This is a genomic window from Rhodopseudomonas sp. NSM (assembly GCF_052445935.1).
In the GTDB taxonomy this organism is placed as follows: Bacteria; Pseudomonadota; Alphaproteobacteria; order Rhizobiales; family Xanthobacteraceae; genus Rhodopseudomonas.
Genome location: NZ_JBQTCH010000010.1, coordinates 43,787 through 70,640, shown reverse-complemented (window position 1 = coordinate 70,640; position 26,854 = coordinate 43,787). Strand labels below are relative to the sequence as shown.

24 protein-coding genes are annotated in these 26,854 nt (G+C 65.8%); 6 read left to right on the top strand and 18 right to left on the bottom strand.

Annotated features, from left to right (window positions below; all coding sequences use genetic code 11):
- The first annotated feature begins 58 nt into the window (after positions 1-58).
- The gene (locus tag ACTZWT_RS21890; RefSeq protein ID WP_444771790.1) at positions 59-1,006 is read left to right on the top strand and encodes a UDP-glucuronic acid decarboxylase family protein; all 948 of its coding nucleotides are present in this window, start codon (positions 59-61) and stop codon (positions 1,004-1,006) included.
- The gene (locus ACTZWT_RS21885; protein WP_444771789.1) at positions 1,003-1,512 is read left to right on the top strand and encodes an RNA pyrophosphohydrolase; all 510 of its coding nucleotides are present in this window, start codon (positions 1,003-1,005) and stop codon (positions 1,510-1,512) included. The genes ACTZWT_RS21890 and ACTZWT_RS21885 overlap by 4 nt, the downstream gene beginning before the upstream one ends.
- A gap of 194 nt (positions 1,513-1,706) precedes the next feature.
- Here the strand turns inward: ACTZWT_RS21885 and ACTZWT_RS21880 are convergent, their stop codons facing one another.
- From ACTZWT_RS21880 to ACTZWT_RS21860, 5 genes are all read right to left on the bottom strand, one after another.
- Positions 1,707-2,114 (bottom strand): F0F1 ATP synthase subunit epsilon, encoded by a 408-nt coding sequence (locus ACTZWT_RS21880; protein WP_444771788.1) that lies wholly within the window; start codon positions 2,112-2,114, stop codon positions 1,707-1,709.
- Positions 2,115-2,247: 133 nt separating this feature from the next.
- Positions 2,248-3,678, bottom strand: coding sequence for a F0F1 ATP synthase subunit beta (gene atpD / locus ACTZWT_RS21875; protein WP_444771787.1), 1,431 nt, complete (start codon positions 3,676-3,678; stop codon positions 2,248-2,250).
- A 70-nt stretch (positions 3,679-3,748) separates the two neighbouring features.
- Positions 3,749-4,624 (bottom strand): F0F1 ATP synthase subunit gamma, encoded by an 876-nt coding sequence (locus tag ACTZWT_RS21870; RefSeq protein WP_444771786.1) that lies wholly within the window; start codon positions 4,622-4,624, stop codon positions 3,749-3,751.
- Between the two features lie 140 nt (positions 4,625-4,764).
- The gene (gene atpA / locus ACTZWT_RS21865; protein WP_444771785.1) at positions 4,765-6,297 is read right to left on the bottom strand and encodes a F0F1 ATP synthase subunit alpha; all 1,533 of its coding nucleotides are present in this window, start codon (positions 6,295-6,297) and stop codon (positions 4,765-4,767) included.
- Positions 6,297-6,857 (bottom strand): F0F1 ATP synthase subunit delta, encoded by a 561-nt coding sequence (locus ACTZWT_RS21860; RefSeq protein WP_444771784.1) that lies wholly within the window; start codon positions 6,855-6,857, stop codon positions 6,297-6,299. Before ACTZWT_RS21860 ends, atpA begins: the two co-directional genes overlap by 1 nt.
- 618 nt (positions 6,858-7,475) lie before the next feature.
- On the opposite strand from ACTZWT_RS21860, the gene ACTZWT_RS21855 reads away from it, so the two are divergent.
- Positions 7,476-7,970, top strand: coding sequence for a septal ring lytic transglycosylase RlpA family protein (locus ACTZWT_RS21855; protein ID WP_444771783.1), 495 nt, complete (start codon positions 7,476-7,478; stop codon positions 7,968-7,970).
- Positions 7,971-8,118: 148 nt separating this feature from the next.
- On the opposite strand, the gene ACTZWT_RS21850 is transcribed toward ACTZWT_RS21855, so the two are convergent.
- Positions 8,119-10,323 carry a primosomal protein N' gene (locus ACTZWT_RS21850; protein ID WP_444771782.1) on the bottom strand — a complete coding sequence of 735 codons (2,205 nt, stop codon included), beginning with the start codon at positions 10,321-10,323 and terminating at the stop codon, positions 8,119-8,121.
- Between the two features lie 210 nt (positions 10,324-10,533).
- Between ACTZWT_RS21850 and ACTZWT_RS21845 the strand changes: the two genes are divergently transcribed.
- Together ACTZWT_RS21845 and ACTZWT_RS21840 are read left to right on the top strand one after the other, a co-directional pair.
- Positions 10,534-11,502: a tyrosine recombinase XerC gene (locus tag ACTZWT_RS21845; RefSeq protein ID WP_444771781.1), complete on the top strand. Its 969-nt coding sequence runs from the start codon at positions 10,534-10,536 to the stop codon at positions 11,500-11,502.
- A 134-nt stretch (positions 11,503-11,636) separates the two neighbouring features.
- The gene (locus ACTZWT_RS21840; protein ID WP_444771917.1) at positions 11,637-12,227 is read left to right on the top strand and encodes a DUF4337 domain-containing protein; all 591 of its coding nucleotides are present in this window, start codon (positions 11,637-11,639) and stop codon (positions 12,225-12,227) included.
- A 36-nt stretch (positions 12,228-12,263) separates the two neighbouring features.
- On the opposite strand, the gene ACTZWT_RS21835 is transcribed toward ACTZWT_RS21840, so the two are convergent.
- The 12 genes from ACTZWT_RS21835 to ACTZWT_RS21780 form a co-directional block, all read right to left on the bottom strand.
- Positions 12,264-12,803, bottom strand: coding sequence for a hypothetical protein (locus tag ACTZWT_RS21835; protein WP_444771780.1), 540 nt, complete (start codon positions 12,801-12,803; stop codon positions 12,264-12,266).
- A gap of 36 nt (positions 12,804-12,839) precedes the next feature.
- Positions 12,840-14,243 carry a dihydrolipoyl dehydrogenase gene (gene lpdA, locus ACTZWT_RS21830; protein WP_444771779.1) on the bottom strand — a complete coding sequence of 468 codons (1,404 nt, stop codon included), beginning with the start codon at positions 14,241-14,243 and terminating at the stop codon, positions 12,840-12,842.
- A 30-nt stretch (positions 14,244-14,273) separates the two neighbouring features.
- Positions 14,274-15,020 (bottom strand): SDR family oxidoreductase, encoded by a 747-nt coding sequence (locus tag ACTZWT_RS21825; protein ID WP_444771778.1) that lies wholly within the window; start codon positions 15,018-15,020, stop codon positions 14,274-14,276.
- A 7-nt stretch (positions 15,021-15,027) separates the two neighbouring features.
- The gene (locus ACTZWT_RS21820; protein WP_444771916.1) at positions 15,028-15,429 is read right to left on the bottom strand and encodes an MAPEG family protein; all 402 of its coding nucleotides are present in this window, start codon (positions 15,427-15,429) and stop codon (positions 15,028-15,030) included.
- A gap of 60 nt (positions 15,430-15,489) precedes the next feature.
- Positions 15,490-16,815 (bottom strand): 2-oxoglutarate dehydrogenase complex dihydrolipoyllysine-residue succinyltransferase, encoded by a 1,326-nt coding sequence (gene odhB, locus ACTZWT_RS21815; RefSeq protein WP_444771777.1) that lies wholly within the window; start codon positions 16,813-16,815, stop codon positions 15,490-15,492.
- Positions 16,816-16,909: 94 nt separating this feature from the next.
- A complete protein-coding gene (locus ACTZWT_RS21810; protein ID WP_444771776.1) occupies positions 16,910-19,867 on the bottom strand; it encodes a 2-oxoglutarate dehydrogenase E1 component in 2,958 nt (985 codons plus the stop codon).
- 129 nt (positions 19,868-19,996) lie between these two features.
- A complete protein-coding gene (gene sucD, locus ACTZWT_RS21805) occupies positions 19,997-20,881 on the bottom strand; it encodes a succinate--CoA ligase subunit alpha (protein WP_444771775.1) in 885 nt (294 codons plus the stop codon).
- Positions 20,882-20,962: 81 nt separating this feature from the next.
- Positions 20,963-22,159 carry an ADP-forming succinate--CoA ligase subunit beta gene (sucC, locus tag ACTZWT_RS21800; protein WP_444771774.1) on the bottom strand — a complete coding sequence of 399 codons (1,197 nt, stop codon included), beginning with the start codon at positions 22,157-22,159 and terminating at the stop codon, positions 20,963-20,965.
- Between the two features lie 91 nt (positions 22,160-22,250).
- Positions 22,251-23,219, bottom strand: a complete 969-nt coding sequence (gene mdh / locus ACTZWT_RS21795; RefSeq protein WP_444771773.1) for a malate dehydrogenase — start codon at positions 23,217-23,219, stop codon at positions 22,251-22,253.
- Positions 23,220-23,413: 194 nt separating this feature from the next.
- Entirely contained in the window at positions 23,414-24,595 is a 1,182-nt protein-coding gene (gene zapE / locus ACTZWT_RS21790) for a cell division protein ZapE (protein WP_444771772.1), read from the bottom strand.
- Positions 24,596-24,652: 57 nt separating this feature from the next.
- Positions 24,653-25,219 (bottom strand): RNA 2',3'-cyclic phosphodiesterase, encoded by a 567-nt coding sequence (gene thpR, locus ACTZWT_RS21785; protein ID WP_444771771.1) that lies wholly within the window; start codon positions 25,217-25,219, stop codon positions 24,653-24,655.
- Between the two features lie 192 nt (positions 25,220-25,411).
- Complete coding sequence (locus ACTZWT_RS21780) at positions 25,412-26,026, bottom strand: arylesterase (protein ID WP_444771915.1); 615 nt, start codon at positions 26,024-26,026, stop codon at positions 25,412-25,414.
- Positions 26,027-26,111: 85 nt separating this feature from the next.
- Between ACTZWT_RS21780 and ACTZWT_RS21775 the strand changes: the two genes are divergently transcribed.
- Complete coding sequence (locus tag ACTZWT_RS21775; RefSeq protein WP_444771770.1) at positions 26,112-26,852, top strand: ABC transporter ATP-binding protein; 741 nt, start codon at positions 26,112-26,114, stop codon at positions 26,850-26,852.
- Positions 26,853-26,854 lie beyond the last annotated feature (2 nt).

The window sequence follows — 26,854 nt, the reverse complement described above, 5'->3', positions numbered from 1 at the left end:
TTCAATGCGGCGGACAACGGCCGTCGCGACATCGGGGCGGGATCACCCCGGGATGCACATGCGACTTTCTCGACGAATTCTCGTGAGCGGCGGCGCCGGCTTCATCGGCTCGCATTTGTGCGACAAGCTGCTCGCCGAGGGCCACGAAGTCCTCTGCGTCGACAACTACTTCACCGGCTGGCGGCGCAATATCGAGCATCTGGTGGGCGCGCCGCGCTTCGAGGTGATGCGGCACGACGTCACCTTTCCGCTCTATGTCGAGGTCGACGACATCTACAACCTCGCCTGCCCGGCCTCGCCGGTCCACTACCAGCACGATCCGGTGCAGACGCTGAAGACCAGCGTGCACGGCGCGATCAACATGCTCGGCCTCGCCAAGCGCACCCGCGCGAAGATCTTCCAGGCCTCGACCAGCGAGGTCTATGGCGACCCGACCGTGCATCCGCAGCCGGAGAGCTATTGGGGCCACGTCAATCCGCTCGGCATCCGCGCCTGCTACGACGAGGGCAAGCGCGCCGCCGAGACGCTGTTCTTCGACTACCACCGCCAGCACAAGGTGCGTATCAAGGTGGCGCGGATCTTCAACACCTATGGGCCGCGGATGCATCCGAATGACGGCCGCGTGGTGTCGAACTTCATCGTCCAGGCGTTGTCCGGCAACGACATCACGATCTATGGCGACGGCAGCCAGACGCGCTCGTTCTGTTACGTCACCGATCTGCTCGACGGCTTCGCGCGGCTGATGGCTTCCGGCGACGATTTCATCGGGCCGGTCAATCTCGGCAACCCGGTCGAGTTCAGCATGCGCGAGCTCGCCGAGATGGTGATCGCGATGACCGATTCGAGATCGAAACTGATCTACCTGCCGCTGCCGGCGGACGATCCGAAGCAGCGCCAGCCGGATATCACGCTGGCGCGCAGCGCGCTCAACTGGGAGCCGAAGGTCGCGCTCGCCGACGGGCTGAAGGAGACGATCGACTACTTCCGCAAGCTGCTGGCCTCGTGAGCACGAGCCCACTTCTCGACCCGCTGCCGTACCGGCGCAATGTCGGGATCGCGCTGTTCAATGCCGAAGGTCGCGTGCTGATCGGCCGCCGCTTCCGCGACGACGGCCCGGAGATCATCCTGCCCGGCCTCGAATGGCAGATGCCGCAAGGCGGCATCGACGAAGGCGAAGAGCCGCAGGCGGCGGTGATGCGCGAATTGTGGGAAGAAACCGGCGTTCAGCACGCGCAGCTGCTCGGCGAGAGCGACTGGATGACCTACGACTTCCCGCCTTATGACGGCCCGCCGCATCGGCTCGGGCATTTTCGCGGCCAGCGGCAGAAATGGTTCGCGCTGCGCTTCACCGGCGACGAGCGCGACATCGACCCGCTCGCGGTGCGCAACGACATGCCGCCGGAATTCGACGCCTGGCGCTGGGAGCGGCTCGACCGCGTCGCCGATCTGGTGGTGCCGTTCCGGCGCGAGGTCTATCGCGAGGTGGCAAGGAGCTTTGCGCGGTTCGTCTAGACGACAGTAGCCTCACCACGGTCATTCCGGGGCGCCGCGCAGCGGCGAACCCGGAATCTCGATGTGCCATGAACCTCTGGATTCCGGGTTCGCTTGCTGCGCAAGCGCCCCGGAATGACGGCACCTGGGCCAAAAAAGCAAATGGCCGGGACGATGCCCGGCCATTCGAAATCCTGCTGCGGCCGCGACGCCGCTCAGTGCATAGCGGTCGTGGAGAGCTCGTGCTGGATGCTCTTGTAGTGATCCAGCCGCTCGATCGAGCGGTCGAGTTCGTCGCCGACCTTGCCGGGGAGCTGCTGCTCCATGGTGGTGATCGTCTCGGCGAAGTCCCGCATGTCGATATCGGCGGTCGCGGTGGCGACGTCGGCCAGCACGGTCAGACCCTTGTCGGACACTTCGGCGATGCCGCCCAGCACCACGATCTTCTGCTGCGCGCCGCCGGCGGTCACCGTGAGAATGCCGGGACGGATCACCGCCACCACCGGCGCGTGGCCGGCGAGCACGCCGAAATCACCCTCGGCGCCCGGGATGTCGACCTGATCGACTTCGCCGGAGAAGGCGACTTGTTCGGGCGAAACCAGATCGAAGTGGAAGGTGGCCATGGAGCTACTCTCTCGGCTGTCACCCGCGGGCTTGACCCGCGGGTCCATCAATCAATGACATTGGTTCGAGATGGATTGCCGGGCAATTTCACGTAGACGCGCTTCGCGCTCTTGCCCGGCAATGACGAGATATTTAGGCCGCTTCCGCGGCCAGCTTCTTGCCCTTTTCGACCGCCTCTTCGATGGCGCCGACCATGTAGAAGGCGGCCTCCGGGAGGTGATCATACTTGCCTTCGCAGATCGCGCGGAAGCCCTTGATGGTGTCGGCGAGGTCGACGAACTTGCCCGGCGAGCCGGTGAAGATCTCGGCGACGAAGAACGGCTGCGACAGGAAGCGCTCGATCTTGCGGGCGCGGGCGACCGCGAGCTTGTCCTCTTCGGACAGTTCGTCCATGCCCAGAATGGCGATGATGTCCTGCAGCGACTTGTACTTCTGCAGCACCTGCTGGACCATACGGGCGGTCTGGTAGTGCTCCTCGCCGACGATCAGCGGGGAGAGCATGCGCGAGGTCGAGTCGAGCGGGTCGACCGCCGGATAGATGCCCTTTTCGGAGATCGCGCGGTTGAGCACGGTGGTGGCATCCAGATGCGCGAAGGAGGTGGCGGGCGCCGGGTCGGTCAAGTCGTCGGCCGGCACGTAGATCGCCTGCACCGATGTGATCGAACCCTTGTGGGTGGTGGTGATGCGCTCCTGCAGCGCGCCCATGTCGGTCGCGAGCGTCGGCTGATAGCCCACCGCCGACGGAATACGACCGAGCAGCGCCGACACTTCCGAGCCGGCCTGGGTGAAGCGGAAGATGTTGTCGACGAAGAACAGCACGTCCTGGCCCTGGTCGCGGAAATGCTCGGCGACGGTGAGACCCGACAGCGCGACGCGGGCGCGGGCGCCCGGCGGCTCGTTCATCTGGCCGTAGACCAGCGCGCACTTCGAGCCTTCGCCGCCGCCCTTCTTGTTGACGCCCGACTCGATGAACTCGTGATAGAGGTCGTTGCCTTCGCGGGTGCGCTCGCCGACGCCGGCGAACACCGAGTAGCCGCCGTGGGCCTTGGCGACGTTGTTGATCAGCTCCTGGATCAGCACGGTCTTGCCGACGCCGGCGCCGCCGAACAGGCCGATCTTGCCGCCCTTGGCGTAGGGCGCCAGCAGGTCGACGACCTTGATGCCGGTGACGAGAATCTCGGCTTCGGTCGACTGGTCGGTGTAGGTCGGGGCTTCCGCGTGGATCGGGCGAAGGCCCTCATTGGCGACCGGGCCCTGCTCGTCGACCGGCTCGCCGATCACGTTCATGATGCGGCCGAGCGTGCCGACGCCGACCGGCACCATGATCGGGTTGCCGGTGTCGGTGACTTCCTGGCCGCGCACCAGACCCTCGGTGGTGTCCATCGCGATGGTGCGGACGGTCGATTCGCCGAGATGCTGGGCGACTTCGAGCACCAGACGGTTGTCGCCGTTCTTGGTCTCGATCGCGTTCAGAATGGCCGGCAGATGGCCTTCGAACTGCACGTCGACGACGGCGCCGATGACCTGGGTGATGTGTCCGGTCTGATTGGCGGGTGTAGCCATTAAACTCTCTCCCTGAAGTCCGAAATCGAAATCGCGGTCGTCGACCGGATGTAAGCCTGAAGTGGTGTCGTCAGATCGCCTCGGCGCCCGAGATGATCTCGATCAGTTCCTTGGTGATCATCGCCTGCCGGGTGCGGTTGTAGATCAGCGTCTGCTTCCTGATCATGTCGCCGGCGTTGCGGGTGGCGTTGTCCATCGCGCTCATCTGGGCGCCGTAGAACGACGCGTTGTTTTCCAGCAGCGCGCGGAAGATCTGGACGGCGAGGTTGCGCGGCAGCAGCGTCGAGAGGATCTCGTCCTCTTCCGGCTCGTATTCGTAGGAGGTGGCGACGGAGCCCGCGGCCGGCGCCTCGACCACCAGCGGGATCAGTTGCTGCGCGGTCGGGATCTGCGAGATCACCGATTTGAAGCGCGAATAGAACAGCGTGCAGACGTCGAATTCGCCATTGTTGAAGCGGGCGATCACCTTCTTGGCGATGTCCTCGGCGTTGACGAAGCCGAGCTGGCGCACCGAGCGCAGCTCGAGGTTCTCGATGATCTGCTTGTCGAAGGTGCGGCGCAGCTGCTCGTAGCCCTTGCGACCGACGCAGAAGAATTTGACTTCCTTGCCCTGGTTCATCAGCGCCAGCGCACGCTCGCGGGCGAGGCGGACGATCGAGGAGTTGAACGCGCCGGACAGGCCGCGCTCGCCGGTGCAGACCAGCAGCAGATGGACCTGATCCTTGCCGGTGCCGGCGAGCAGCACCGGTGCGCCGGGCGAGCCCGCCGCGGCGCCGGCGATGTTCGAGATCACCGAATCCATCTTTTCGGCGTAAGGCCTGGCGGCTTCCGCAGCCATCTGGGCGCGGCGCAGCTTGGAGGCCGCGACCATCTGCATCGCCTTGGTGATCTTCTGCGTCGCCTTGGTCGAGGCGATGCGGACGCGCATGTCTTTAAGTGAAGCCATTCTCAGTCCACCCCGGCAATCAGATCGATGACCCGACCGCAACCCTCACATTCGTCATGCCCGGGCTCGTCCCGGGCATCCACGACTTGAAATGCTCCACGCCAGAGGCGTGAATGGCCGGCTGACGCCGGCCATGAGCCTTACGCGAACGTCTTGGCGTAGTTCTCGACGACCGACTTGAGCTTGGCGGCGGTGTCGTCGGAGAGGTCGCGGCTGGTGCGGATCGCGTCCAGAATGCCGACTTCCTTGCCGCGCAGCAGCGACAGCAGGCCGTCCTCGAAGGCACGCACCTTGGCGACCGGAAGCGCGTCGAGATAGCCGTTGACGCCAGCGTAGATCACCACGACCTGCTCTTCCATCTTCAGCGGCGAGAACTGCGGCTGCTTCAGGAGTTCGGTCAGTCGGGCACCGCGGTTCAGCAGGCGCTGCGTCGAGGCGTCGAGGTCGGAGCCGAACTGCGCGAACGCCGCCATTTCGCGGTACTGCGCGAGCTCGCCCTTGATCTTGCCGGCGACCTTCTTCATCGCCTTGGTCTGCGCCGACGATCCGACGCGCGACACCGACAGACCGACGTTCACGGCGGGGCGGATGCCCTGGAAGAACAGGTCGGTTTCCAGGAAGATCTGGCCGTCGGTGATCGAGATCACGTTGGTCGGAATGTAGGCCGACACGTCGTTGGCCTGGGTCTCGATGATCGGCAGCGCGGTCAGCGAGCCCGAGCCGTGATCTTCGTTCAACTTCGCGGCACGCTCGAGCAGGCGGGAGTGCAGATAGAACACGTCGCCCGGATAGGCTTCGCGGCCCGGCGGGCGGCGCAGCAGCAGCGACATCTGGCGATAGGCGACGGCCTGCTTGGACAGATCGTCATAGATGATGACGGCGTGCATGCCGTTGTCGCGGAAGTATTCGCCCATCGTGCAGCCGGTGAACGGCGCGATGTACTGCATCGGCGCCGGGTCCGACGCGGTGGCGGCGACGACGATCGAATATTCCAGCGCGCCCTGCTCTTCGAGCACCTTGACGAACTGCGCGACGGTCGAGCGCTTCTGGCCGACCGCGACGTAGACGCAGTACAGCTTCTGGGCTTCCGGCGCGCCTTCGACGTTGAGCGGCTTCTGGTTCAGGATGGTGTCGAGCGCGATCGCGGTCTTGCCGGTCTGACGGTCGCCGATGATCAGTTCGCGCTGGCCGCGGCCGACCGGGATCAGGGCGTCGATCGCCTTGAGGCCGGTCGCCATCGGCTCGTTGACCGACTTGCGCGGGATGATGCCGGGCGCCTTGACGTCGACGCGCTTGCGCTCGGTCGCCTGGATCGGGCCCTTGCCGTCGATCGGATTGCCGAGCGCGTCGACGACGCGGCCGAGCAGGCCCTTGCCGACCGGCGTGTCGACGATCGAGCGGGTGCGCTTGACGGTCTGGCCTTCCTTGATCTCGCGGTCGGCGCCGAAGATCACGACGCCGACATTGTCGGTTTCGAGATTCAGCGCCATGCCGCGCGTGCCGTTCTCGAACTCGACCATCTCACCGGCCTGGACGTTGTCCAGACCATAGACGCGGGCAATGCCGTCGCCGACGGACAGCACCTGTCCGACTTCGGTGACTTCGGCTTCCTGTCCGAAATTCTTGATCTGGTCCTTGAGGATCGCGGAAATTTCCGCGGCGCGGATGTCCATCAGCCTGCCTCTTTCATCGCGTGCTTGATCGAATTGAGTTTGGTGCGGATCGAACTGTCGACCATGCGGCTGCCGAGCTTGACGACAAGCCCACCGATGATCGCCGGATCGACGTTGATATTGAGGGTGACGTCCTTGCCGGTCACCGCCTTGAGGGCGGCCTTCAGCGCCTCGAGATTCTTGTCGTTGAGCTTCTCGGCGACGGTGACGTCGGCGGTCGCCTCGCCCTTGAACCGCGCCACCAGCGCGCGATAGGCGCGAATCACGTCGGCGACCACGAACAGGCGGCGATTGGCGGCGAGCAGCTTCAGGAAGTTGGCGCTGATGCCGGTAATCCCGGCCTTGTCGAGCACCGCGCCGAGCGCCTTGGTCTGCGCCTCGGCGCCGAACACCGGGCTGCGAACCAGCCGCAGCAGATCGGGACTGTCCGCCAGCATGGCGGTGAACTTGTCCAGATCGGCGGTGACGGCATCGACGACTTTCTCGTCGCGGGCCAATTCAAACAGGGCGGTCGCGTAACGACCGGAGACTCCGGATACCGATGGATCTTCAGATGCCACAGACGCGCTCTTTTGTGCTGTCAAATTGCCAAGAAGAAAACCGTCGCCAAGTCGCGGCGCCCCCGATTTAAGCCCTTGGAATTCAAGCTGGACTTCGATTTTCGACCGGTACGATCGTAGCCGGCGGCCTTTAAAATCGCGGCTTTGCTAACATAGCGCGCGCGCAGGCGCAACATGACGTGCCATGGGGAAGACGGTCTGTCGCATTCTTCGTTGCGCAGCTTCGCGGCGCGGAATTCCCCCACTGCGGCCGCATCAACGCAGCTTGCCCGGCGAAAGATCGGCGGCTCAGGAAATCCGCGATGGCAGATCGAGCGCCCTGCGCGCCTTCACAGCATGATTGCGAATTCTTGAGTTTGATTTGGAGCGTCCAGTCTTTCGCTAACAAAGACTTACGTCTTTAGTATTCGCGTGTATACGAAAGTACTAATAAAATTGTCGGTGCAACGCAGTTCGGGGCTTTTTGATCCAGCGCATCGCTTCAAAAGATGTTTCAGCGGAGAAACGATTCGATTGTTCGTCAATTTGTCGCCTCATTACGCAGCGAACGGTCCGACATCGCAAACGGGACGGGGGTTCCACTTGCCGCGCATGTGGCAATACTGAGGGCTTACATTTATGACTAACGCCAAGAAGTCTCCGCCGGGAATCGTACCCCGGCCACGCACCGCGGCTGCTCTGATCGCCGCAACGGTTCTGCTGAGCGGGGCGGTCGTCACTGAAGCTTCGGCACGGTCGAAACACCGGACTCATCATCACGGCCATCATCAGCGCCATCACGTCCAGAACGACTGGCGCAACGCCAATGCCACGCTCGAATCAAGCGGCGGCGGTCGCACCTTCTCCGGCGTCGCGTCCTACTACGGCAATGAATCCGGCAGCCGCACCGCATCGGGCCAGCGCTTCAACGCCAGCGCCATGACGGCTGCCCATCGCAGCTTGCCGTTCGGCACCAAGCTGCGCGTCACCCATGGCGGCCGCAGCGTCGTCGTCACCATCAACGATCGCGGTCCGTTCATTCGCGGCCGCGTGCTCGATCTGTCGACCGGCGCCGCGCGCGCGATCGGTCTGACCAGCCGCGGGGTCGGCCGGGTCGTCGCGGAAGTGATGTAACCGCGGGGCGCGGCTCGCTTCCCGGCAATCAAGAAAAGCACTTCGTCGTTATGGCCGCGATCATCGCGCGCCCGGCCTGCCGTCAGCAATGACGGCAGGCTTTTTCCTGGCGCGTCGAGCTGTCGTGTATTGCGGCGGCTGTCCGAAACTACAGAAAGCTTTGCGGATCGACATCGACCTCGAGCTTGAGGTTACCCTTGGTTTTCGGCGCTTCCGCCAGCCATGACCGCAAGTAGTTCGACAGGTCGAACGCCCGCACCGACTTCACCAGCAGCCGGAATCGATAGCGGCCCTTGATCACCGCGAGCGGCGCTTCCGCCGGTCCCAGCACCTGCACGCGCTCGTCGACCGGCGCGCAGGACGCGAGCTTGCGCGCAAAGCCTTCCGCGGTGGGCCGGTCGCCCGCAGAGATGATCAGACTCGCGAGCCGGCCGAACGGCGGATACAGCGTGCGCTCGCGCGCGTCGATTTCACTGGCGTAGAACGCCTCGCGATCGCACGCGACCAGCGCCTTCATCACCGGATGCTCCGGCTGATGCGTCTGCAGGAATCCGACGCCGCGGCCCTGATCGCGGCCGGCGCGGCCGATCACCTGATTGAGTAACTGGAAGGTGCGCTCGGCGGCGCGCGGATCGCCATTGCTCAGCCCGAGATCGGCATCGATCACGCCGACCAGGTTGAGCCGTGGGAAGTTGTGACCTTTCGCCACAAGCTGGGTGCCGATGATGATGTCGACCCGGCCCTCGGCGATGTCGTTGAGTTCGCTGCGCATCGCCTCGATCGAGGTGATCAGGTCGCTCGACAGCACCATCGTGCGCGCGTTCGGAAACAGGCTGGCCGCCTCCTCCTGCAGCCGTTCGACGCCGGGCCCGACTGCGACTAAAGATTCCTCGGCGCCGCAATGCGGGCATTGATGCGGGCGCGGCATCGAAAACCCGCAATGATGGCACACCAGCCGCTGCCGGAAACGGTGATCGACCAGCCACGCATCGCAGATCGTGCAGGCGAAGCGGTGGCCGCAGGCGCGGCACAGCGTCAGCGGCGCATAGCCGCGACGGTTGAGAAACAGCAGCGCCTGCTCGCGGCGCTCGATGGCGTGGCCCACCTGCTCGGCCAGCGGCGGCGAGATGAAGCGCCCGCGCATCGGCGGCGCGCGGCGCAGATCGATCGCCTCGATCTGCGGCATGTGCTGGCCGCCGAATCGCTGTGGCAGCGGAATCCGTTTGTAACGGCCCTTGCGGGCATTCACCTCGGTCTCGACCGACGGCGTCGCCGAGGCCAGCACGATCGGGATCTTCGCGATCGAGGCGCGCACCACCGCCATGTCGCGGGCGTGATAATGCGCGCCGTCCTCCTGCTTGTAGGCCTGGTCGTGCTCCTCATCGACGATGATCAGCCCCAGATCGGCGTAGGGCAGAAACAGCGACGAGCGCGCCCCGACCACGACCTGCGCCTCGCCGGCCGCGATCGCCGCCCAGTTGCGGGCGCGGGTGCGCGGCGTGAGTTCAGAATGCCATTCCAGCGGCCGCACGCCGAAGCGCAGCGCGAAGCGGTCGAGGAATTGCCCGGTCAGCGCGATCTCTGGCATCAGGATCAGCGTCTGCCGCCCCTGACGGATGACCTCTGCGACCGCCTCGAAATAAACCTCGGTCTTGCCGGAGCCGGTGACGCCGTCGAGCAGCGCCGCCTGAAAGCCTCCATCCGTCACCAGCGCCCGCATCGTCACCGCGGCCGCCGCCTGCTCCGGCGAGAAATCCGCCGGCGCAAAATCCGGATCGGGCCTCGGCGCGGCGGGCTCGCGCGGCATCGGCTCGACGCCGAGCGTGCCCTCGTCGACCAGCCCGTCGATCACGCCGGGGCTGACGCCGGCTTCCTTCGCCGCATCCGATTTGCCGTGCAGCAGCCCGTCGGACAAGATCTCGATCAGCCGCCGCCGCGCCGGCGTCATCCGCTGCGGCTGCGGGCCGACCAGCCGCACGCCCGTCCGCACCCGCTCCGGCCCGAGTTCGCCCATCCGCAGCGTCATCCGCAGCACCTGACCGCGCGGCGACAGCGTGTAGTTGGCGACCCAGTCGACCAGCCGGCGCAGTTCCTCGCGCAGCGGCGGCACGTCGAGCTTTTCGGAGACGTCCTTGAGACGGTTGTGCAGTCGCGGGTCCGGATTGGCGTTCTCGGCCCAGACCACGCCCATCACCTCGCGCGACCCGAGCGGCACCGCGACGACGTCGCCGGGCTTCAGCTCAAGCCCGCGCGGCACCCGGTACGAATAGGCCTGGTCGATCGCGACCGGCACCTGCACGTCGACCACGCGCGTGGTGGCGTTCGGGGCCGGGCTGCTGCGGGAGTCGTCCATCGCGCCGGTGTGCCGCTAAAGCGGCCTTTCATCAATGGGAAAGGAAATCGGCTATGATCCTTGGACCATCTCCCGTCATTGCGAGGCGGCGAAGCCGACGAAGCAATCCAGGGGCGCCGGGCCCTGAGCCCCTGGATTGCTTCGGCGCTTTGCGCCGACCCGTTGGCTCGCAATGACGGAAGCGTGCTTTCCTCGCCCGCATGGAACCAAATGGCCAAAGCCCCCGCCCCCTCGCCGATCGACCTGCCTTGCGCCAGCGCCGATCTCAACGCCGAGATCACCCGCTGGCTGTCGCATCTGCGCGCCGAGCGGCGGCTGTCGGGCAAGACGCTGGAGGCCTATGCGCGCGATCTGCGGCAGTTCCTGTTCTTTCTCGCCGGCCATTGGGGCGGCGAGGTGACGCTCGGCCGGTTCGCCCGGCTGGAGGCGACCGACGTGCGCGCCTTCATGGCGGCGCGACGGGGCGACGCGATTGCCGGCCGCTCGCTGATGCGGGCGCTGGCCGGGCTGCGCTCGTTTGGCCGCTTCCTCGAACGCGAGGCCAAGGGCAGCGTCGGCGCGCTGTCGGCGGTGCGGGCGCCCAAGATCAAAAAGAGCCTGCCTAAGCCGATCCAAATCGCCGCCGCCAAACGGCTCGCGGACGCCGACGAGCGCGCCGGCGAAGATCGCGAGACCTGGGTGCTGGTCCGCGACGCCGCCGTGATGGCGCTATTGTACGGCTCGGGCCTGCGCATCTCCGAAGCGCTCGGGCTGCGCCGCCGCGACGTGCCGGCGCCCGGCCAGGGCGATACGCTGATCGTCAACGGCAAGGGCAACAAGACCCGGATGGTGCCGGTGCTCGACACCGTGCTGGGGCAGATCGCCGACTACGCCAAAGCCTGCCCGCACCCGCTGCCGCCGGAGGGGCCGATGTTCGTCGGCGCCCGCGGCGGGCCGCTCAGCCCGCGAATCATCCAGCTGGCGATGGAGCGGCTGCGCGGCGCGCTGGGATTGCCGGACTCGGCCACCCCGCATGCGCTGCGCCACTCCTTCGCCACGCATCTTCTGAGCCGCGGCGGCGATCTGCGCGCGATCCAGGAATTGCTCGGCCACGCCTCGCTGTCGACCACGCAGATCTATACCGGCATCGATACCGAGCGGCTGCTGGAAGTCTACGCCAGCGCCCATCCGCGCGCCTGAGCGATCCCGCGAAGTTGTTAGCACGCCGTCACCGGGCTTGACCCGGTCTGCCTTCCAACTGACAAGGTCCTGATCTGATCATCAGTTGCCCGGCCGGTGCCGGGCATGACGAATTCATGACGGGAGTTAAGGACATGGGCGCGCACGAGAGCATGGAGCATGCCGAACATGCGGAGCATGCCTCAGGCTCGAACAAAAAAATCGCCCTGCTGATTGCCGTGATCGCGCTGTTCCTCGCCTTCTCCGAGACGCTCGGCAAGGCCGCGCAGACCGAATCGCTGGCCAAGAACGTCGAGGCGTCGAATCTGTGGGCGTTCTTCCAGGCCAAGAGCATCCGCCGCACGGTGGTGCAGACGGTCTCCGAACAGGCGCGCCTGAGCATGGGGACGGTCGGCGACGACGCCGCCAAGGCCGCGCTGCAGAAGCAGATCGAGGAATGGCAGAAGACCTCGCAACGCTATCGCTCCGAGCCGGAGACCGGCGAGGGCTCCGAGCAGCTCGCCGCGCGCGCCAAGCACGCCGAGCACGACCGCGACCTCGCGCAGGCGCGCTACCATCATTACGAGCTGGCGTCGGCGGCGTTCCAGATCGGCATCGTGCTGGCATCGGCGACGATCATCACCGGCATGATCGCTCTGGCGTGGATTTCAGGAGCCTTGGCCTTGACCGGCCTCGCCTTCACGGCGATCGGCCTGTTCGCGCCGCATGCGGTGCATCTGTTCTGACGTCGTCGCGCTGACGCAGCCTTGTCCGCGCGGCGCTCAGCGCGAGGCGCGAATACGGTTGCGGACCTGCATCGCCTTGCGCAGCAGCCGCTGCACCGGACCATCGCCGTCGCCGATCAGGGCGCGAAACCGTGCCCGGATCGCCGCCATCACCGGCGCCACGATCTCGCGTGCCTTGGCCTTGACCGTCAGCACGAACTGATACGCGCGCACGAACCACGCCATCTGCATCAGCTTCGGCTTGGTGACGTCGAAGATGAAGGCGATCAGGCCGAGGCCGACGAACTGCGCGAGCACGAAGGCGAGCAGGCCGGCGACGAAATGCTGCGTTGCCATCAGCCACAGCGCGAACAGCTTGAACGGATATAGCGGGATCAGCGGCACCGCGAACACCACCAGCGCCAGCGGCGGCGACAGGTGCGCGATCCGCTCCGCCGTCCACGCCTTTAATTCGCGCAGCGGGATCAGCGCGACGAGCCGCTCCACCCACGGCTCGAGGTGTTCCCACAGCCATGCCTCGATCAGGAAGAGGACGGCGAGGATGAACCACAGCGGTTGCAGCAGGCGGCGCTTCATGGACTCGTCCGGTTTCCGGACGATGCCGGGGCTCTCTCACATATGGATGGCGCGCTTTCCAACCGCAAGCGCGGCTTCCTTGACCGCTTCGGAGCGGGTCGGATGGGCGTGGCAGGTGCGCGCGAGGTCTTCGGCCGAGCCGCCGAACTCCATCAGCACCGCTGCCTCGTGGATCATCTCGCCGGCTTCGCGGCCGACGATATGCACACCGAGCACCCGATCGGTCTTGGCGTCGGCCAGGATCTTCACCAGGCCGTCGGTGGTCTGGTTGACCTTGGAGCGGCCGTTGGCGGTGAACGGGAATTTGCCGACCGTGTAGGCGACGCCGGCCTGCTTGAGGTCTTCCTCGGTCTTGCCGACGGACGACACTTCCGGCGTGGTGTAAACCACGCCCGGGATCACGTCGTAGTTCACATGCCCGGCCTTGCCGGCGATGATCTCGGCGACCGCGACGCCCTCGTCCTCGGCCTTGTGCGCCAGCATCGGCCCCTTGACGACGTCGCCGATCGCATAGACGCCCTTGACGCTGGTGGCGAAGTGATCGTCGATCGCCACGCGCCCGCGCTCGTCGAGCGCAACGCCGGCCTCCTTCAGCCCGAGCCCCTCGGTGAACGGCACGCGGCCGATCGCCACCAGCACGACGTCGGCTTCCAGCGTCTCGGCATTGCCGCCGGCCGCGGCCTCGACGCTGACCTTGAGCTGCTTGCCCGAACTGTCCACCCCGGTGACCTTGGCGCCGAGCTTGAAGGCAAAGCCCTGCTTCTCGAGGATGCGCTGGAACTGCTTGACGATTTCGGCATCCATCCCGGGAAGGATGCGATCGAGGAATTCGACCACGGTGACCTCGGCGCCGAGCCGCCGCCACACCGAGCCGAGTTCGAGCCCGATCACGCCGGCGCCGACCACGATCAGCTTGCCCGGCACCTTGTCGAGCGACAGCGCGCCGGTCGACGACACGATGCGCTTCTCGTCGATCTCGATGCCCTTGAGCTTGGCCACGTCCGAGCCGGTGGCGATCACGATCGACTTGGTCTCGACGCTCGTGGCCTTGCCGTCATTGCCGGTCACCTCGACCCTGCCGGTGCCGAGCACCTTGCCGCGACCGACGATGACGTCGATCTTGTTCTTCTTCATCAGGTACTCGACGCCCTTGACGTTGCCGTCGATGCCCTGCTGCTTGAAGTTCATCATCGTCGGCAGATCGAGCGCAGGCTTCGACACGCCGATCCCCATCTTGGCGAAGGAATGCCCGGCCTCCTCGAACAGCTCCGAGGCGTGCAGCAGCGCCTTCGACGGCATGCAGCCGACATTGAGGCAGGTGCCGCCGAGCGTGGCGTTCTTTTCGACGACAGCGACCTTGAGGCCGAGCTGCGCCGCGCGGATCGCGCAGACATAACCGCCGGGGCCGGTGCCGATGATGACGAGATCGTAGTTGGCCATAGGGAAGTCCTGTAGTTGGCGCAGGGTGGACTACCGTCCGCCCGAGACATCGAAGATGGCGCTGGTGATATAGGAGGCTTCGTCCGACATCAGCCAGACGACGGCGTTGGCGATTTCCTCGGCGCGGCCGACGCGCTGCATCGGCACGTTGCCGCTGAGCCGGTGCGCGCGGTCGGGGTCGCCGCCGGAAGCATGGATTTCGGTGTCGATCAGGCCGGGACGGATCGCCGCGACGCGGATGCCTTCGCCGGCGACTTCATGGCCGAGGCCGATGGTGAAGGAATCGATCGCGCCCTTGGAAGCGGCGTAGTCGACGTAAGTATTCGGCGAGCCGAGCTTGGCCGCGACCGACGACAGATTGATGATCACGCCGCCCGGTCCGCCGTGCCGTGTCGACAGCCGCTTCACCGCCTCGCGCGCACACAGGATGCTGCCGGTGACGTTGACCGCCATCATGCGCTGGATGCGCTCCGCCGACATCTCGTCGACGCGCGCGGTCGGGCCGACGATGCCGGCATTGTTGACCAGCGCGCCGAGCGGGCCGAATTTGTCGGCGGCATCGAACAACGCGAGAATGTCGGCCTCGTTGCCGACGTCGCATTTCACCGCGATCGCCTTGCCGTTGCTGGCCTCGATCGCCGACACGGTCTCGCGCGCCGCCTCCGCGTTGCTGGCGTAGCCGACCACGACCTTGAAGCCGCGGGCGGCGCAGGCGAGCGCGGTGGCGCGGCCGATGCCGCGGCTACCGCCGGTGATGATGACGACGCGGTCGTTCATGCGCACCTCATGACAGCAGCCGGATCAGCATCGCGACGAGCGCCAGCAGCGCCACGAACCAGGCGATGCTGCGGGCGAACGGAATCTCGATAATGTAGAGCGGCGCGTACAGGATGCGCGCGACCAGCCAAACCACCGCGGCGGTCGCCGCATAGCCGCCGGTCTTGCCGGTGACGGCCAGCGCCAGAGCGAGCGCGACGAAGGCCGGATAGGTCTCGAGCAGATTGCGGAAGGCGCGCGCCGCACGGCCGGCGAACCGGCCCTGCGCGACCTTGCCCTCGTCGCGGGGACCGGCCTGATACGGACCGCCCAGCTCCATCGTGGCGGGGATCGACGCCAGGAACATCTGTACGATCAGCAGTACGACGCTCCAACCCAGCACCACGATCTCGGTCGGCATCGGCTGCATCATGTCTCCCCAATCCGATTCGACGAAACGCCGGCACTCCTGCTCGTGTTGACGTCGCTCTTACAGATCCAGCACCAGCCGCGCCGGGTCTTCCAGGCTCTCCTTGACGCGGACCAGGAAGGTGACCGCTTCCTTGCCGTCGATCACGCGGTGGTCGTAGCTCAGCGCCAGATACATCATCGGGCGCACTTCGATCTTGCCGGCGACCACCACCGGCCGCTCCTGGATCTTGTGCATGCCGAGAATGGCGGATTGCGGCGCGTTGAGGATCGGGGTCGACATCAGCGAGCCGTAGATGCCGCCATTGGTGATCGTGAAGGTGCCGCCCTGCATCTCCTCGATCTTGAGCTGGCCGTCGCGGGCGCGCTTGCCGAAATCGGCGATGCCCTTTTCGATCGCGGCGATCGACTTCTCGTCGCAATCGCGCACCACCGGGACGACGAGTCCCTTGTCGGTGCCGACCGCGACGCCGACATGGTAGTAGTTCTTGTAGATCAGATCGGTGCCGTCGATCTCGGCATTGACCGCCGGGATGTCCTTCAGCGCCTGCACGCAGGCCTTGGTGAAGAAGCCCATGAAGCCGAGCTTGGTGCCGTGCTTCTTCTCGAACACGTCCTTGTACTGGCTGCGCAGCGCCATGACGTTGGTCATGTCGACCTCGTTGAAGGTCGTCAGCATCGCCGCTGTGTTCTGAACTTCCTTGAGCCTTCGCGCGATGGTCTGGCGCAGCCGGGTCATCTTGACGCGCTCCTCGCGCGCGGCGTCGTCGGCCGGCGACGGGGCGCGGACCTGCACGGCGGCGGCGGGCTGATTGACCGGGGTCGGCGCCGACGCCGCCTTCTCGATCGCCGCCAGCATGTCGCCCTTGGTGACGCGGCCGTCCTTGCCGGAGCCCGGCACGGTCGAGGCGTCGACGCCGCTCTCGGCCGAGAGCCGGCGCACCGAGGGCGCCTGCGGCGCATCCGACGGCGGAGCCTTGGGATCGGCCTTGGCATCGGACTTGGCATCGGACTTGGGGCGCACTTCCTCGGGGCCGGCGTTGATCGGCTTGGTGGTTTCGGTCTTGAGATCCGGGCGGCCGGTGGTGGTCTCGGGCGCAATCGCCGCGGCCGGCTTGGCGGACTCCCTGGCGGCCGGCTTGGCGGCGCCGCCGCCTTCCGAAATCTGGCCCAGCAGCGCCCCGACGGCGACGGTCTCGCCATCCTTGGCGATGATCTCGCCGAGCGTGCCTGCCGACGGCGCCGGCACTTCGATGGTGACCTTGTCGGTCTCGAGTTCGACCAGCGGTTCGTCGACCGCCACGGCGTCGCCCTGTTTTTTGAACCAGCGGCCGATGGTCGCCTCGGTCACCGATTCACCGAGCGTCGGAACGCGAATTTCAGTCATCGTGTCTATCCTCTTGCGGCGTCACCGCCCGTTGCGGCAGTCCGCCCCTGATCCAAATGTCTCGAACTGCACCGGCCGCCGGCGGCCGGTGGCGTCAGCGCAGCGCCTCGTCGAGGAAGGCCTTGAGCTGGGCCAGATGCTTCGACATCAGGCCGGAGGCGGTGGCGGCCGACGCGGGACGGCCGACATAACGCGGACGGCGATGGGTCGCGCCCGCCTGATTCTGCACCCACTCCAGATACGGCTCGATGAAGTGCCACGCGCCCATGTTGCGCGGCTCTTCCTGGCACCACACCAGCTCGGCCTCCTTGAAGCGCGACATCTCCTGCACCAGCGTCTTCAGCGGCACCGGATAGAGCTGCTCGACGCGCAGCAGATAGACGTCGTCGACGCCGCGCTTCTCCCGCTCCTCGTACAGATCGTAATAGACCTTGCCCGAACAGATCACGACGCGGCGGATCTTGCTGTCCGGCACGAGCTTGATCTTCTCGTCCGGCAACGACTGGGCGTCGTCCGCCAGCACGCGATGGAAGCTGGTGTCGGGCCCGAGTTCGTCGAGCCGCGACACCGCGCGCTTGTGGCGCAGCAGCGATTTCGGCGTCATCAGGATCAGCGGCTTGCGGATCTCGCGGCGCAGCTGCCGGCGCAGCACATGGAAGAAGTTCGCCGGGGTGGTGGCGTGCACCACCTGCATGTTGTCCTCGGCGCACATCTGCAGGAAGCGCTCGAGGCGGGCGGAGGAGTGCTCCGGTCCCTGGCCCTCGTAGCCGTGCGGCAGCATGCAGACCAGGCCGGACATGCGCAGCCATTTGCGTTCGCCCGACGAGATGAACTGGTCGAACAGCACCTGCGCGCCGTTGGCGAAGTCGCCGAACTGCGCCTCCCAGATCGTCAGCGCGTTCGGCTCGGCCAGCGTGTAGCCGTATTCGAAGCCGAGCACGGCCTCTTCCGACAGCATCGAGTTCACCACCTCGTAGTGGCCCTGGTCGGGGGAGAGGTGATTGAACGGGGTGTAGCGGGTCTCGTCTTCCTGATCGAACAGCACCGAATGGCGCTGCGAGAAGGTGCCGCGTTCGGAGTCCTGGCCGGACAGGCGGACGCGATGACCTTCCTGCAGCAGCGTGCAGAACGCCAGAGCCTCGCCGGTCGCCCAGTCGATGCCGATGCCCGAATCGATCGCCTTGGCGCGGTTCTCGAGGAAGCGCGCCACCGTGCGGTGAACCCGGAAGCCCTCCGGCACCTTGGTGATCTTGCGGCCGATGTCCTTGAGCTGCGCCAGATCGACGCCGGTGATGCCGCGGCGCGGATCCTCTTCCTGATCGGCCGACTTGAAGCCGGCCCATTTGCCGTCGAGCCAGTCGGCCTTGTTGGGCCGATAGCTGGAGCCGGCCTCGAGCTCGGCGTCGAGCCGGGCGCGCCAGTCGGCCTTGGCCTTCTCGACTTCGCCTTCGGTGATGACGCCGTCGGCGATCAGCCGCTTCGAATACAGTTCCAGCGCCGACGGATGGCCCGCGATCTTGCGGTACATCATCGGCTGGGTGAAGGCCGGCTCGTCGCCCTCGTTGTGGCCGTGGCGCCGGTAGCAGAACATGTCGATGACGACCGGCTTGTGGAACTTCTGCCGGTACTCGACCGCAATCTTGGCCGCGAACACCACCGCTTCGGGATCGTCGCCGTTCACATGGAAGATCGGCGCGTCGATCATCTTGGCGACGTCGGACGGATACGGCGAGGAGCGCGAGTAGCGCGGATAGGTGGTGAAGCCGATCTGGTTGTTGACGATGAAGTGGATCGAACCGCCGGTGCGGTAGCCCTTCAGGTCGCTCAGTCCGAAGCATTCGGCGACCACGCCCTGGCCGGCAAACGCCGCGTCGCCGTGCATCAGCAGCGGCAGCACCGAGACGCGCTCTTCCGGCAGGTCGCCGTGCTGGTCCTGCTTGGCGCGGACCTTGCCGAGCACCACCGGATCGACGATCTCGAGATGCGACGGGTTGGCGGTCAGCGACAGATGCACCTTGTTGTGGTCGAACTCGCGGTCCGACGAGGCGCCGAGGTGATATTTGACGTCGCCGGAGCCCTCGACCTCGTCGGGATTGGCGGAGCCGCCCTTGAATTCATGAAACAGCGCGCGGTGCGGCTTGCCCATCACCTGGGTCAGCACGTTGAGCCGGCCGCGATGCGGCATGCCGAGCACGATCTCGCGGACGCCGAGATTGCCGCCACGCTTGATGATCTGCTCCAGCGCCGGGATCAGCGACTCGCCGCCGTCCAGACCGAACCGCTTGGTGCCGGTGAATTTGAGGTCGCAGAACCGCTCGAAGCCTTCGGCCTCGACCAGCTTCATCAGGATCGCGCGACGCCCTTCGCGGGTGAAGCTGATCTCCTTGTCCGGACCTTCGATCCGCTCCTGCAGCCAGGCCTTCTGCGCGCCGTTGGAGATGTGCAGAAATTCGATGCCCATCGTCTGGCAATAGGTGCGCTCGCAGATCGCGACGATCTCCCGCAGCGAGCCGTATTCGAGGCCGAGGACGTGATCGAGGAAGATCTTGCGGTCGAGATCGGCCTCGGTGAAGCCGTAGGACCGGATATCCAGCTCCTCGTGATCCTTGGCCGGTTCCAGCCCGAGCGGATCGAGCTTGGCGTGGAAGTGGCCACGCATGCGATAGGCGCGGATCAGCATCAGCGCGCGGACGGAATCGCGGGTCGCCTGGTTGACGTCGGTAGTCGACAGCTCGACGCCCTTGGTCTGCGCCTTGGTCTGAATCTTCTGGCCGACGCTCTTTTCGACCTGGGCCCAGTTGCCGTCCAGCGCCGAGGTCAGATCATCGCGCGGCGTCAGCGGCCAGTTGGTCCGCTCCCAGGAGGGGCCCTCGGCGTTCTTCTGGATGTCGCCGGGGTTGTCCTTCAGGCTTTTGAAGAATGCCTGCCAGTCGGCATCGACGGAGGACGGGTCGTTTTCGTAGCGGGAGTAAAGGTCGTCGATATAGGTGGCATTGGCGCCCTGGAGAAACGAAGAAAGGGCGAAAGCGGCATTCGCGTCCTGGCGAGACATGATTGCTTCCTGATGATGGACGTCGCGAAACCCATCGCGGTCCGCTGATCCGGTTACCGGATCAGCAACATAGTGCACCTTTTATCGGATTCTAGGGAAATGTAAGCTCGTAATGAAGCAAGGTTTGAATTAGGACTTCAATTTTTCGGCAAGCGTTTTGCCGAGCCTGGCGGGCGACGGCGAAACGGTGATGCCGGCGGCTTCCATTGCGGCGGTTTTCGATGCCGCGTCGCCCTTGCCACCCGAAATGATCGCACCGGCATGTCCCATACGCCGGCCTGGAGGAGCGGTGACGCCGGCGATGAAGCCGACCGTCGGCTTGCTGCGGCCGCGCTTGGCCTCGTCGATCAGGAACTGGGCCGCCTCTTCCTCGGCGGAACCGCCGATCTCGCCGATCATGATGATCGAGGTGGTCTTGTCGTCGGCCAGGAACATTTCCAGCACGTCGATGAACTCGGTGCCCTTGACCGGGTCGCCGCCGATGCCGACAGCGGTGGTCTGGCCGAGGCCTTCGCTGGTGGTCTGGAACACGGCCTCATAGGTCAGCGTGCCGGAGCGCGACACGATGCCGACCGAGCCCGGCTTGAAGATGTTGGCCGGCATGATGCCGATCTTGCACTCGCCGGCGGTCATCACGCCCGGGCAGTTCGGCCCGATCAGCCGTGACTTGGAGCCGACCAGCGAACGCTTCACCCGCACCATGTCGAGCACCGGGATGCCCTCGGTGATGCAGACGATCAGCGGGATCTCGGCGTCGATCGCCTCGCAGATCGCGTCCGCAGCGCCCGGCGGCGGCACATAGATCACCGAGGCATCGGCGCCGGTCTTGTCGCGCGCCTCGCGCACGGTGTCGAACACCGGCAGGCCCAGATGGGTGGTGCCGCCTTTGCCCGGCGAGGTGCCGCCGACCATCTTGGTGCCGTAGGCCACCGCGGCCTCGGAATGGAAGGTGCCGTTCTTGCCGGTGAAGCCCTGGCAGATGACTTTGGTGTTGGCGTCGATCAGGATGGACATAGTCGGGATGCTTTCGCGGTCGAACCGGTGGGTCGGGAGCGTGGGTGAGTGGCCGGGCCCGCGGGCCGCGGCCGTGAAGCCTCAGGCTCCCTTGACGGCGTTGACGATCTTCTGCGCGGCGTCGTCGAGATTGTCGGCGGGCAGCACGTTGAGGCCGGAGTGCTTGATGATCTTCTTGCCGGCTTCGACATTGGTGCCTTCGAGGCGCACCACCAGCGGCACGTCGAGGCCGACCTCCTTCACCGCGGCGACCACGCCCTCGGCGATGATGTCGCACTTCATGATGCCGCCGAAGATGTTGATCAGGATGCCCTTCACGTTCGGATCGGCGGTGATGATCTTGAACGCCGCCGTCACCTTCTCCTTGCTGGCGCCGCCGCCGACGTCGAGGAAGTTGGCGGGCGTCATGCCGTAGAGCTTGATGATGTCCATCGTCGCCATCGCCAGACCGGCGCCATTGACCATGCAGCCGATGGTGCCGTCGAGCGTGACGTAGTTGAGGTCGTATTTCGACGCCTCGATTTCCTTGGCGTCTTCCTCGCTCTCGTCGCGCAGCGCCTGGATGTCGGCGTGGCGATACAGCGAATTGCCGTCGAACGACATCTTGGCGTCGAGGCATTTGAGATCGCCCTGCCTGGTCAGCACCAGCGGGTTGATCTCGAGCATCTCCATGTCCTTGGCGAGGAACGCCGTATAGAGCTTGGTCACCAGGCTCTCGGCCTGTTTGGCCTGCTCGCCCTTCAGCCCCAGCGCATTGGCGACAGCGCGGCCGTGATGGCCCATGATGCCGGTCGCCGGATCTACCGTGAACGACACGATCTTCTCGGGGGTGTCGTGGGCGACGTCCTCGATCGACATGCCGCCTTCGGTTGAGACCACGAAGGAGATCCGCGAGGTGGCGCGGTCGACCAGCAGGGAGAGATAGAACTCCTTGTCGATCTCGGAGCCTTCCTCGATGTAGAGGCGGTTGACCTGCTTGCCGGCCGGACCGGTCTGCACCGTCACCAGCGTCGCATGCAGCATCTGCTCGACGTAGTCCTTGACCTCGTCGACCGACTTGGCGAGCCGCACGCCGCCCTTGTCGCCGGCGGAGGCTTCCTTGAACTTGCCCTTGCCGCGACCGCCGGCATGGATCTGGCTCTTCACGACCCAGACCGGACCGCCGAGCTGCTTGGCGGCGGCTTCCGCTTCGGACGCCTTGAAGATCGGATAGCCGTGCGACACCGGAACGCCGAATTCGCGCAGCACCGCTTTGGCCTGGTATTCGTGGATATTCATCTAATGCCCCTCGGCAGATCGTTTCCAGCCCGTTGAACCGGGGTGCGCGCCGCGCCTTGGCGGGCGGCGGCGCACCCCGGCCGTTTCAAACTCAGCGCCCGAGCAGATCGGGCGCGATCTTCTTGCAGGCGTCGACCAGGCCCTGCACGGCGCCGACCGACTTGTCGAACGCTTCGCGGTCCTTGCCGGCCATTTCGATCTCGACGATGCGCTCGACGCCCTTGGAGCCGATGACAACGGGCACGCCGACATACATGTCCTTGACGCCATATTCGCCGTTGAGATAGGCGGCGACCGGCAGCACGCGCTTCTTGTCGCGCAGATAGCTCTCGGCCATCGCAATCGCCGAGGCCGCCGGCGCGTAGAACGCCGAGCCGGTCTTCAGCAGGTTGACGATCTCGGCGCCGCCATTGCGGGTGCGGTCGACGATTTCATCGAGGCGGGCCTGCGAGGTCCAGCCCATCTTGACCAGGTCGGGCAGCGGAATGCCGGCCACCGTCGAGTACTTCACCAGCGGCACCATGGTGTCGCCGTGGCCGCCGAGCACGAAGGCGGTGACGTCCTCGACCGAGACGTTGAACTCGTCGGCCAGGAAGTAACGGAAGCGCGCCGAGTCCAGCACGCCCGCCATGCCGACCACCATCTTGGCCGGCATGCCGGAGGCCTTCTGCAGCGCCCAGACCATCGCGTCGAGCGGGTTGGTGATGCAGATGACGAACGCGTCGGGGGCGTATTTCTTGATGCCGGCGCCGACCTGCTCCATCACCTTGAGATTGATGCTGAGGAGGTCGTCGCGGCTCATGCCGGGCTTGCGCGGCACGCCGGCGGTGACGATCACGACGCTCGCGCCCTCGATCGCCTCGTAGGAATTGGCGCCGGTGAAATTCGCGTCGAAACCGTCGACCGGCGACGATTCCGCGATGTCGAGCGCCTTACCCTGCGGCACGCCCTCGGCGATATCGAACAGCACCACGTCGCCGAGCTCTTTCAGCCCGATCATGTGAGCCAGCGTTCCGCCGATCTGGCCGGAGCCAATCAAAGCAATCTTGTCGCGCGCCATGGGAAAGGAGTCCTTTGAGCCCGAAGGTGGGGAGGGTGGAAAATCCGTTTGGGTGGTTATCCCTTTCGCCGGAAGCGTTCAAGTCGGGCAGCGCCCAATTGTTGGCCAGCCGGCGTCGGGGGCATTTTGCAGGTCGCGATGACGAGCGATTTCGGCACCGGTTCGCGTGAAGAAAACCCTTCGAAAACATAAGCCTAGGTCTCGACCAGCCCGGTCGTCGCGCCGGTCGCGGTTGAATCGCTGCGTCCGTGGGGCAGTGCCAGATAGGATTCCGAGCCCATCTCGATCAGGCGCGAGACCGTCCGGTTGAACTCCATTGCCTCGACGCCATCGGTGGCGCGGTAAAGGTCGGCCGGCTCGGCCGCCGCCGAGGCCATCAGCTTGACGGCGTTGTCGTACAGCGTGTCGATCAACGCGATGAAGCGCTTGGCGGCGTTGCGGTCGGCATAGTCCATCGCCGGCACGTGGTCGATCAGCAGCGTGTGGTATTCATGCGCGAGCCGCAGGTAGTCCGACGCGCCGAGCGGCTTCTCGCAAAGGTCCGCGAAATCGAACCGCGCGACGTGATGGTCGGATTTCGGCACGTGCAGGTGCCGGCCCTTGATCGCGATGTCGCGCGGCTTGCCCGCGGCGCCGCCGGTGATCCGGCTCCAGGCGCGGTCGAGCGCGGCGGTCGCCTCCGCATCGTCCGGCGCCAGCCACACCTTCATGCCGGCGAATTTCTCCAGCCGATAGTCGGTGCGGGCGTCGAGCCGCAGCACTTCCATGTGCCGCTTGACCTGGCCGATGAACGGCACGAACAGCGCGCGGTTGAGGCCGCCTTTGTAGAGATCGTCGGGCGCGACATTCGACGTCGCGACGACCACGGTGCCGAGTTCGAACAATTTTTCGAACAGCCGGGACAGAATCATCGCGTCGGCGATGTCCGTGACGTGAAATTCATCGAAGCACAGCAGCCACGCTTCGTCGAAAATCGACGCCGCCGTCAGCCCGATCACGTCGCCGTCGGGGATTTCGCCGCGCTTGATGTTCTGGCGGAAGGCGTTGATGCGCTCGTGCGCCTCGGCCATGAACTCATGGAAATGCGCGCGGCGCTTGTGCGCCACCGGGCTCGCATCGAAGAACAGATCCATCAGCATGGTCTTGCCGCGGCCGACCTCGCCATGGACGTAGAGCCCGCGCGGCGGCTTGTCGGGCTCACCGCCGCCGAACAGCCGGCCGAGAAAGCCCTGCTTTTTCGGCGGCTTGTAGCCTGCCAGGGTGTCGTCGAGCGCGCCGAAGGCTTCGACCGCGCGCGCCTGGGCGGGGTCGGCTTCGATCGCACCGGAGGCGACCAGGGACTGATAATGCTGACGGAACGTGAGCGGCGGGGACATGGACGTCCTTACCGCCTCAGCCTGCGGCAAAATGCAAGCCGGGATTCCTGCTGGGGGCTATGCAGTTCGGACGGCTCGGGCCTCTGCGGCGGATCTGAGCTCGTACGGCGCCTCGACGACATATGGCCCGCCACCGGTCGAGGCCCGGGACGAGTACAGCACGAAACGCTCCGCCTTGAACACTTTGGTCGGGAAATAGCCGCGGACCGACAGATAATCGGCGACATCCTGGCACGACGCGTCGCGCAGCCAGGCCAGCGTGACATGCGGGGTGAATTTGCGACCCTCCGGATCGAGCCCGACCCGCTGCAGCAGCCGCTCCAGTTCGGCCTGCAGTTCGATCAGTGGCTTCGACGGCACCACCGACGCCACCACCGCGCGTGGCTTGCGGCCGCCGAAGCTCGACAGCCCCTGCAGGGCGACCTCGAACGGCTGGCGGTTGACCCGGAACAGCGTCGAGGCGATCTCGTTGGCGGTGACGCCGTCGATGTCGCCGATGAAGCGCAGCGTGAGGTGATAGTTTTCCGGATCGACCCAGCGGGCGCCGGGAAGGCCGCCGCGGAGATGGGACAGGGTCTGGGTGACCTCGGCGGGAATCTCCAGTCCAGTGAACAAACGCGGCATCGGAACTCCCCCATACTGAGGCCCGATTGCGGTCGCCGTCCCTGTCGTTCGGGACTTTGCACTCCGCAAAACGTCCGGCGAATCAACTCACCAATTCTGTAGCGCGTTTATGTAACAGCGCTACCGCTACAACGCCCGGGCTGCGAAAAAGTTGAGGGCAATCCGTCCCTTAGAAGTGCATTGCCGGGATTTTCAGCCGTTCTGCCCAGCGACCGATCGGAGGAATGCCTCGATCGTGGGCAGGATGTTCTTGACCACGAGGTCGATGCCCGCAGCAGTCGGGTGGATGCCGTCGGGCTGGTTGAGGTCGGCCACCGCGGCGACGCCGTCGAGGAAGAACGGGTACAGTGGCACGTCGTATTTTTTCGCCAGATCGGGATAGATCGCGTTGAACTGCCTGGCGTAGTCCGGCCCGTAATTCGGCGGCGCCAGCATTCCGGTGAGCAGCACCGCGATGTTGCGCGCTTTCAGCCGCTTGACGATCTCCTCCAGCGCCTGTTGCGGGACCTTGGGATCGGTGCCGCGCAGCGCGTCGTTGGCGCCGAGCTCGACGATCACCGCATCGGTGTCCGCCGGCACCGACCAATCCAGCCGCGCGAGCCCGCCGCTGGCGGTGTCGCCAGACACCCCGGCGTTGATCATTTCGGTCGCGATCCCCCTGGCCTGCAGCGCTTTCTGCAGCTTGGCCGGAAACGCCGCGTCGGCCGGTAACCCGTAACCAGCGGACAGCGAGTCGCCCAGCACGACCACTTTCAAGGGCTTTACGGCAGGCTGCGCGAAGGCCTGTTGGACCGGTATCACCGTCATCGCCAGCACCGCGATAACCAACGCCCACGCAATCGTGCGCCCCGCCCTCTCGACCGCACCGAAACAATCGCCATATGCACCAGCCATGGACAGCTTCATCGAACCCTCGTCGCGGCCCGGCAGCACGCCGGACACCATCTCCATTTCGAACGTCAATCTGTCGCTGGGCAGTGGCGCCGCGCGGGTGCACATCCTCAAGGATATCAGCCTCCGCGTCGCACCCGGCGAGGCGATCGGCCTGATCGGCCCGTCGGGATCCGGCAAATCCACCCTGCTGATGGTGATGGCCGGGCTGGAGCGGCCCGACAGCGGTGAGGTGGTGGTCAGCGGCACCGCTTTCAATGGCCTCAGCGAGGACGCATTGGCGCGCTTCCGCGGCCGCGAGGTCGGCATCGTCTTCCAGTCCTTTCATCTGATCCCGACCATGACCGCGCTGGAGAACGTCGCGGTGCCGCTCGAACTCGCCGGCGCCCCGGACGCGGCTGAGCGGGCGGCGCGCGAGCTGGATTCGGTGGGACTCGGCGAACGGCTGCATCATTATCCGACGCAGCTTTCCGGCGGCGAGCAGCAGCGCGTCGCCCTGGCGCGGGCGCTGGCGCCCGATCCGACCATCCTGGTGGCCGACGAGCCGACCGGCAATCTCGACGAGGCGACCGGCCGGCAGATCGTCGACCTCTTGTTCACCAAACACGCCGAACGCGGCATGACGCTGGTGCTGGTGACCCACGACACCGCGCTGGCGCAGCGTTGCGACCGCGTCGTCCGGCTGCGCTCCGGTCGGATCGACACCACGATGCCGGGCAATGCCCGGGCGCGATCGGCCTGACG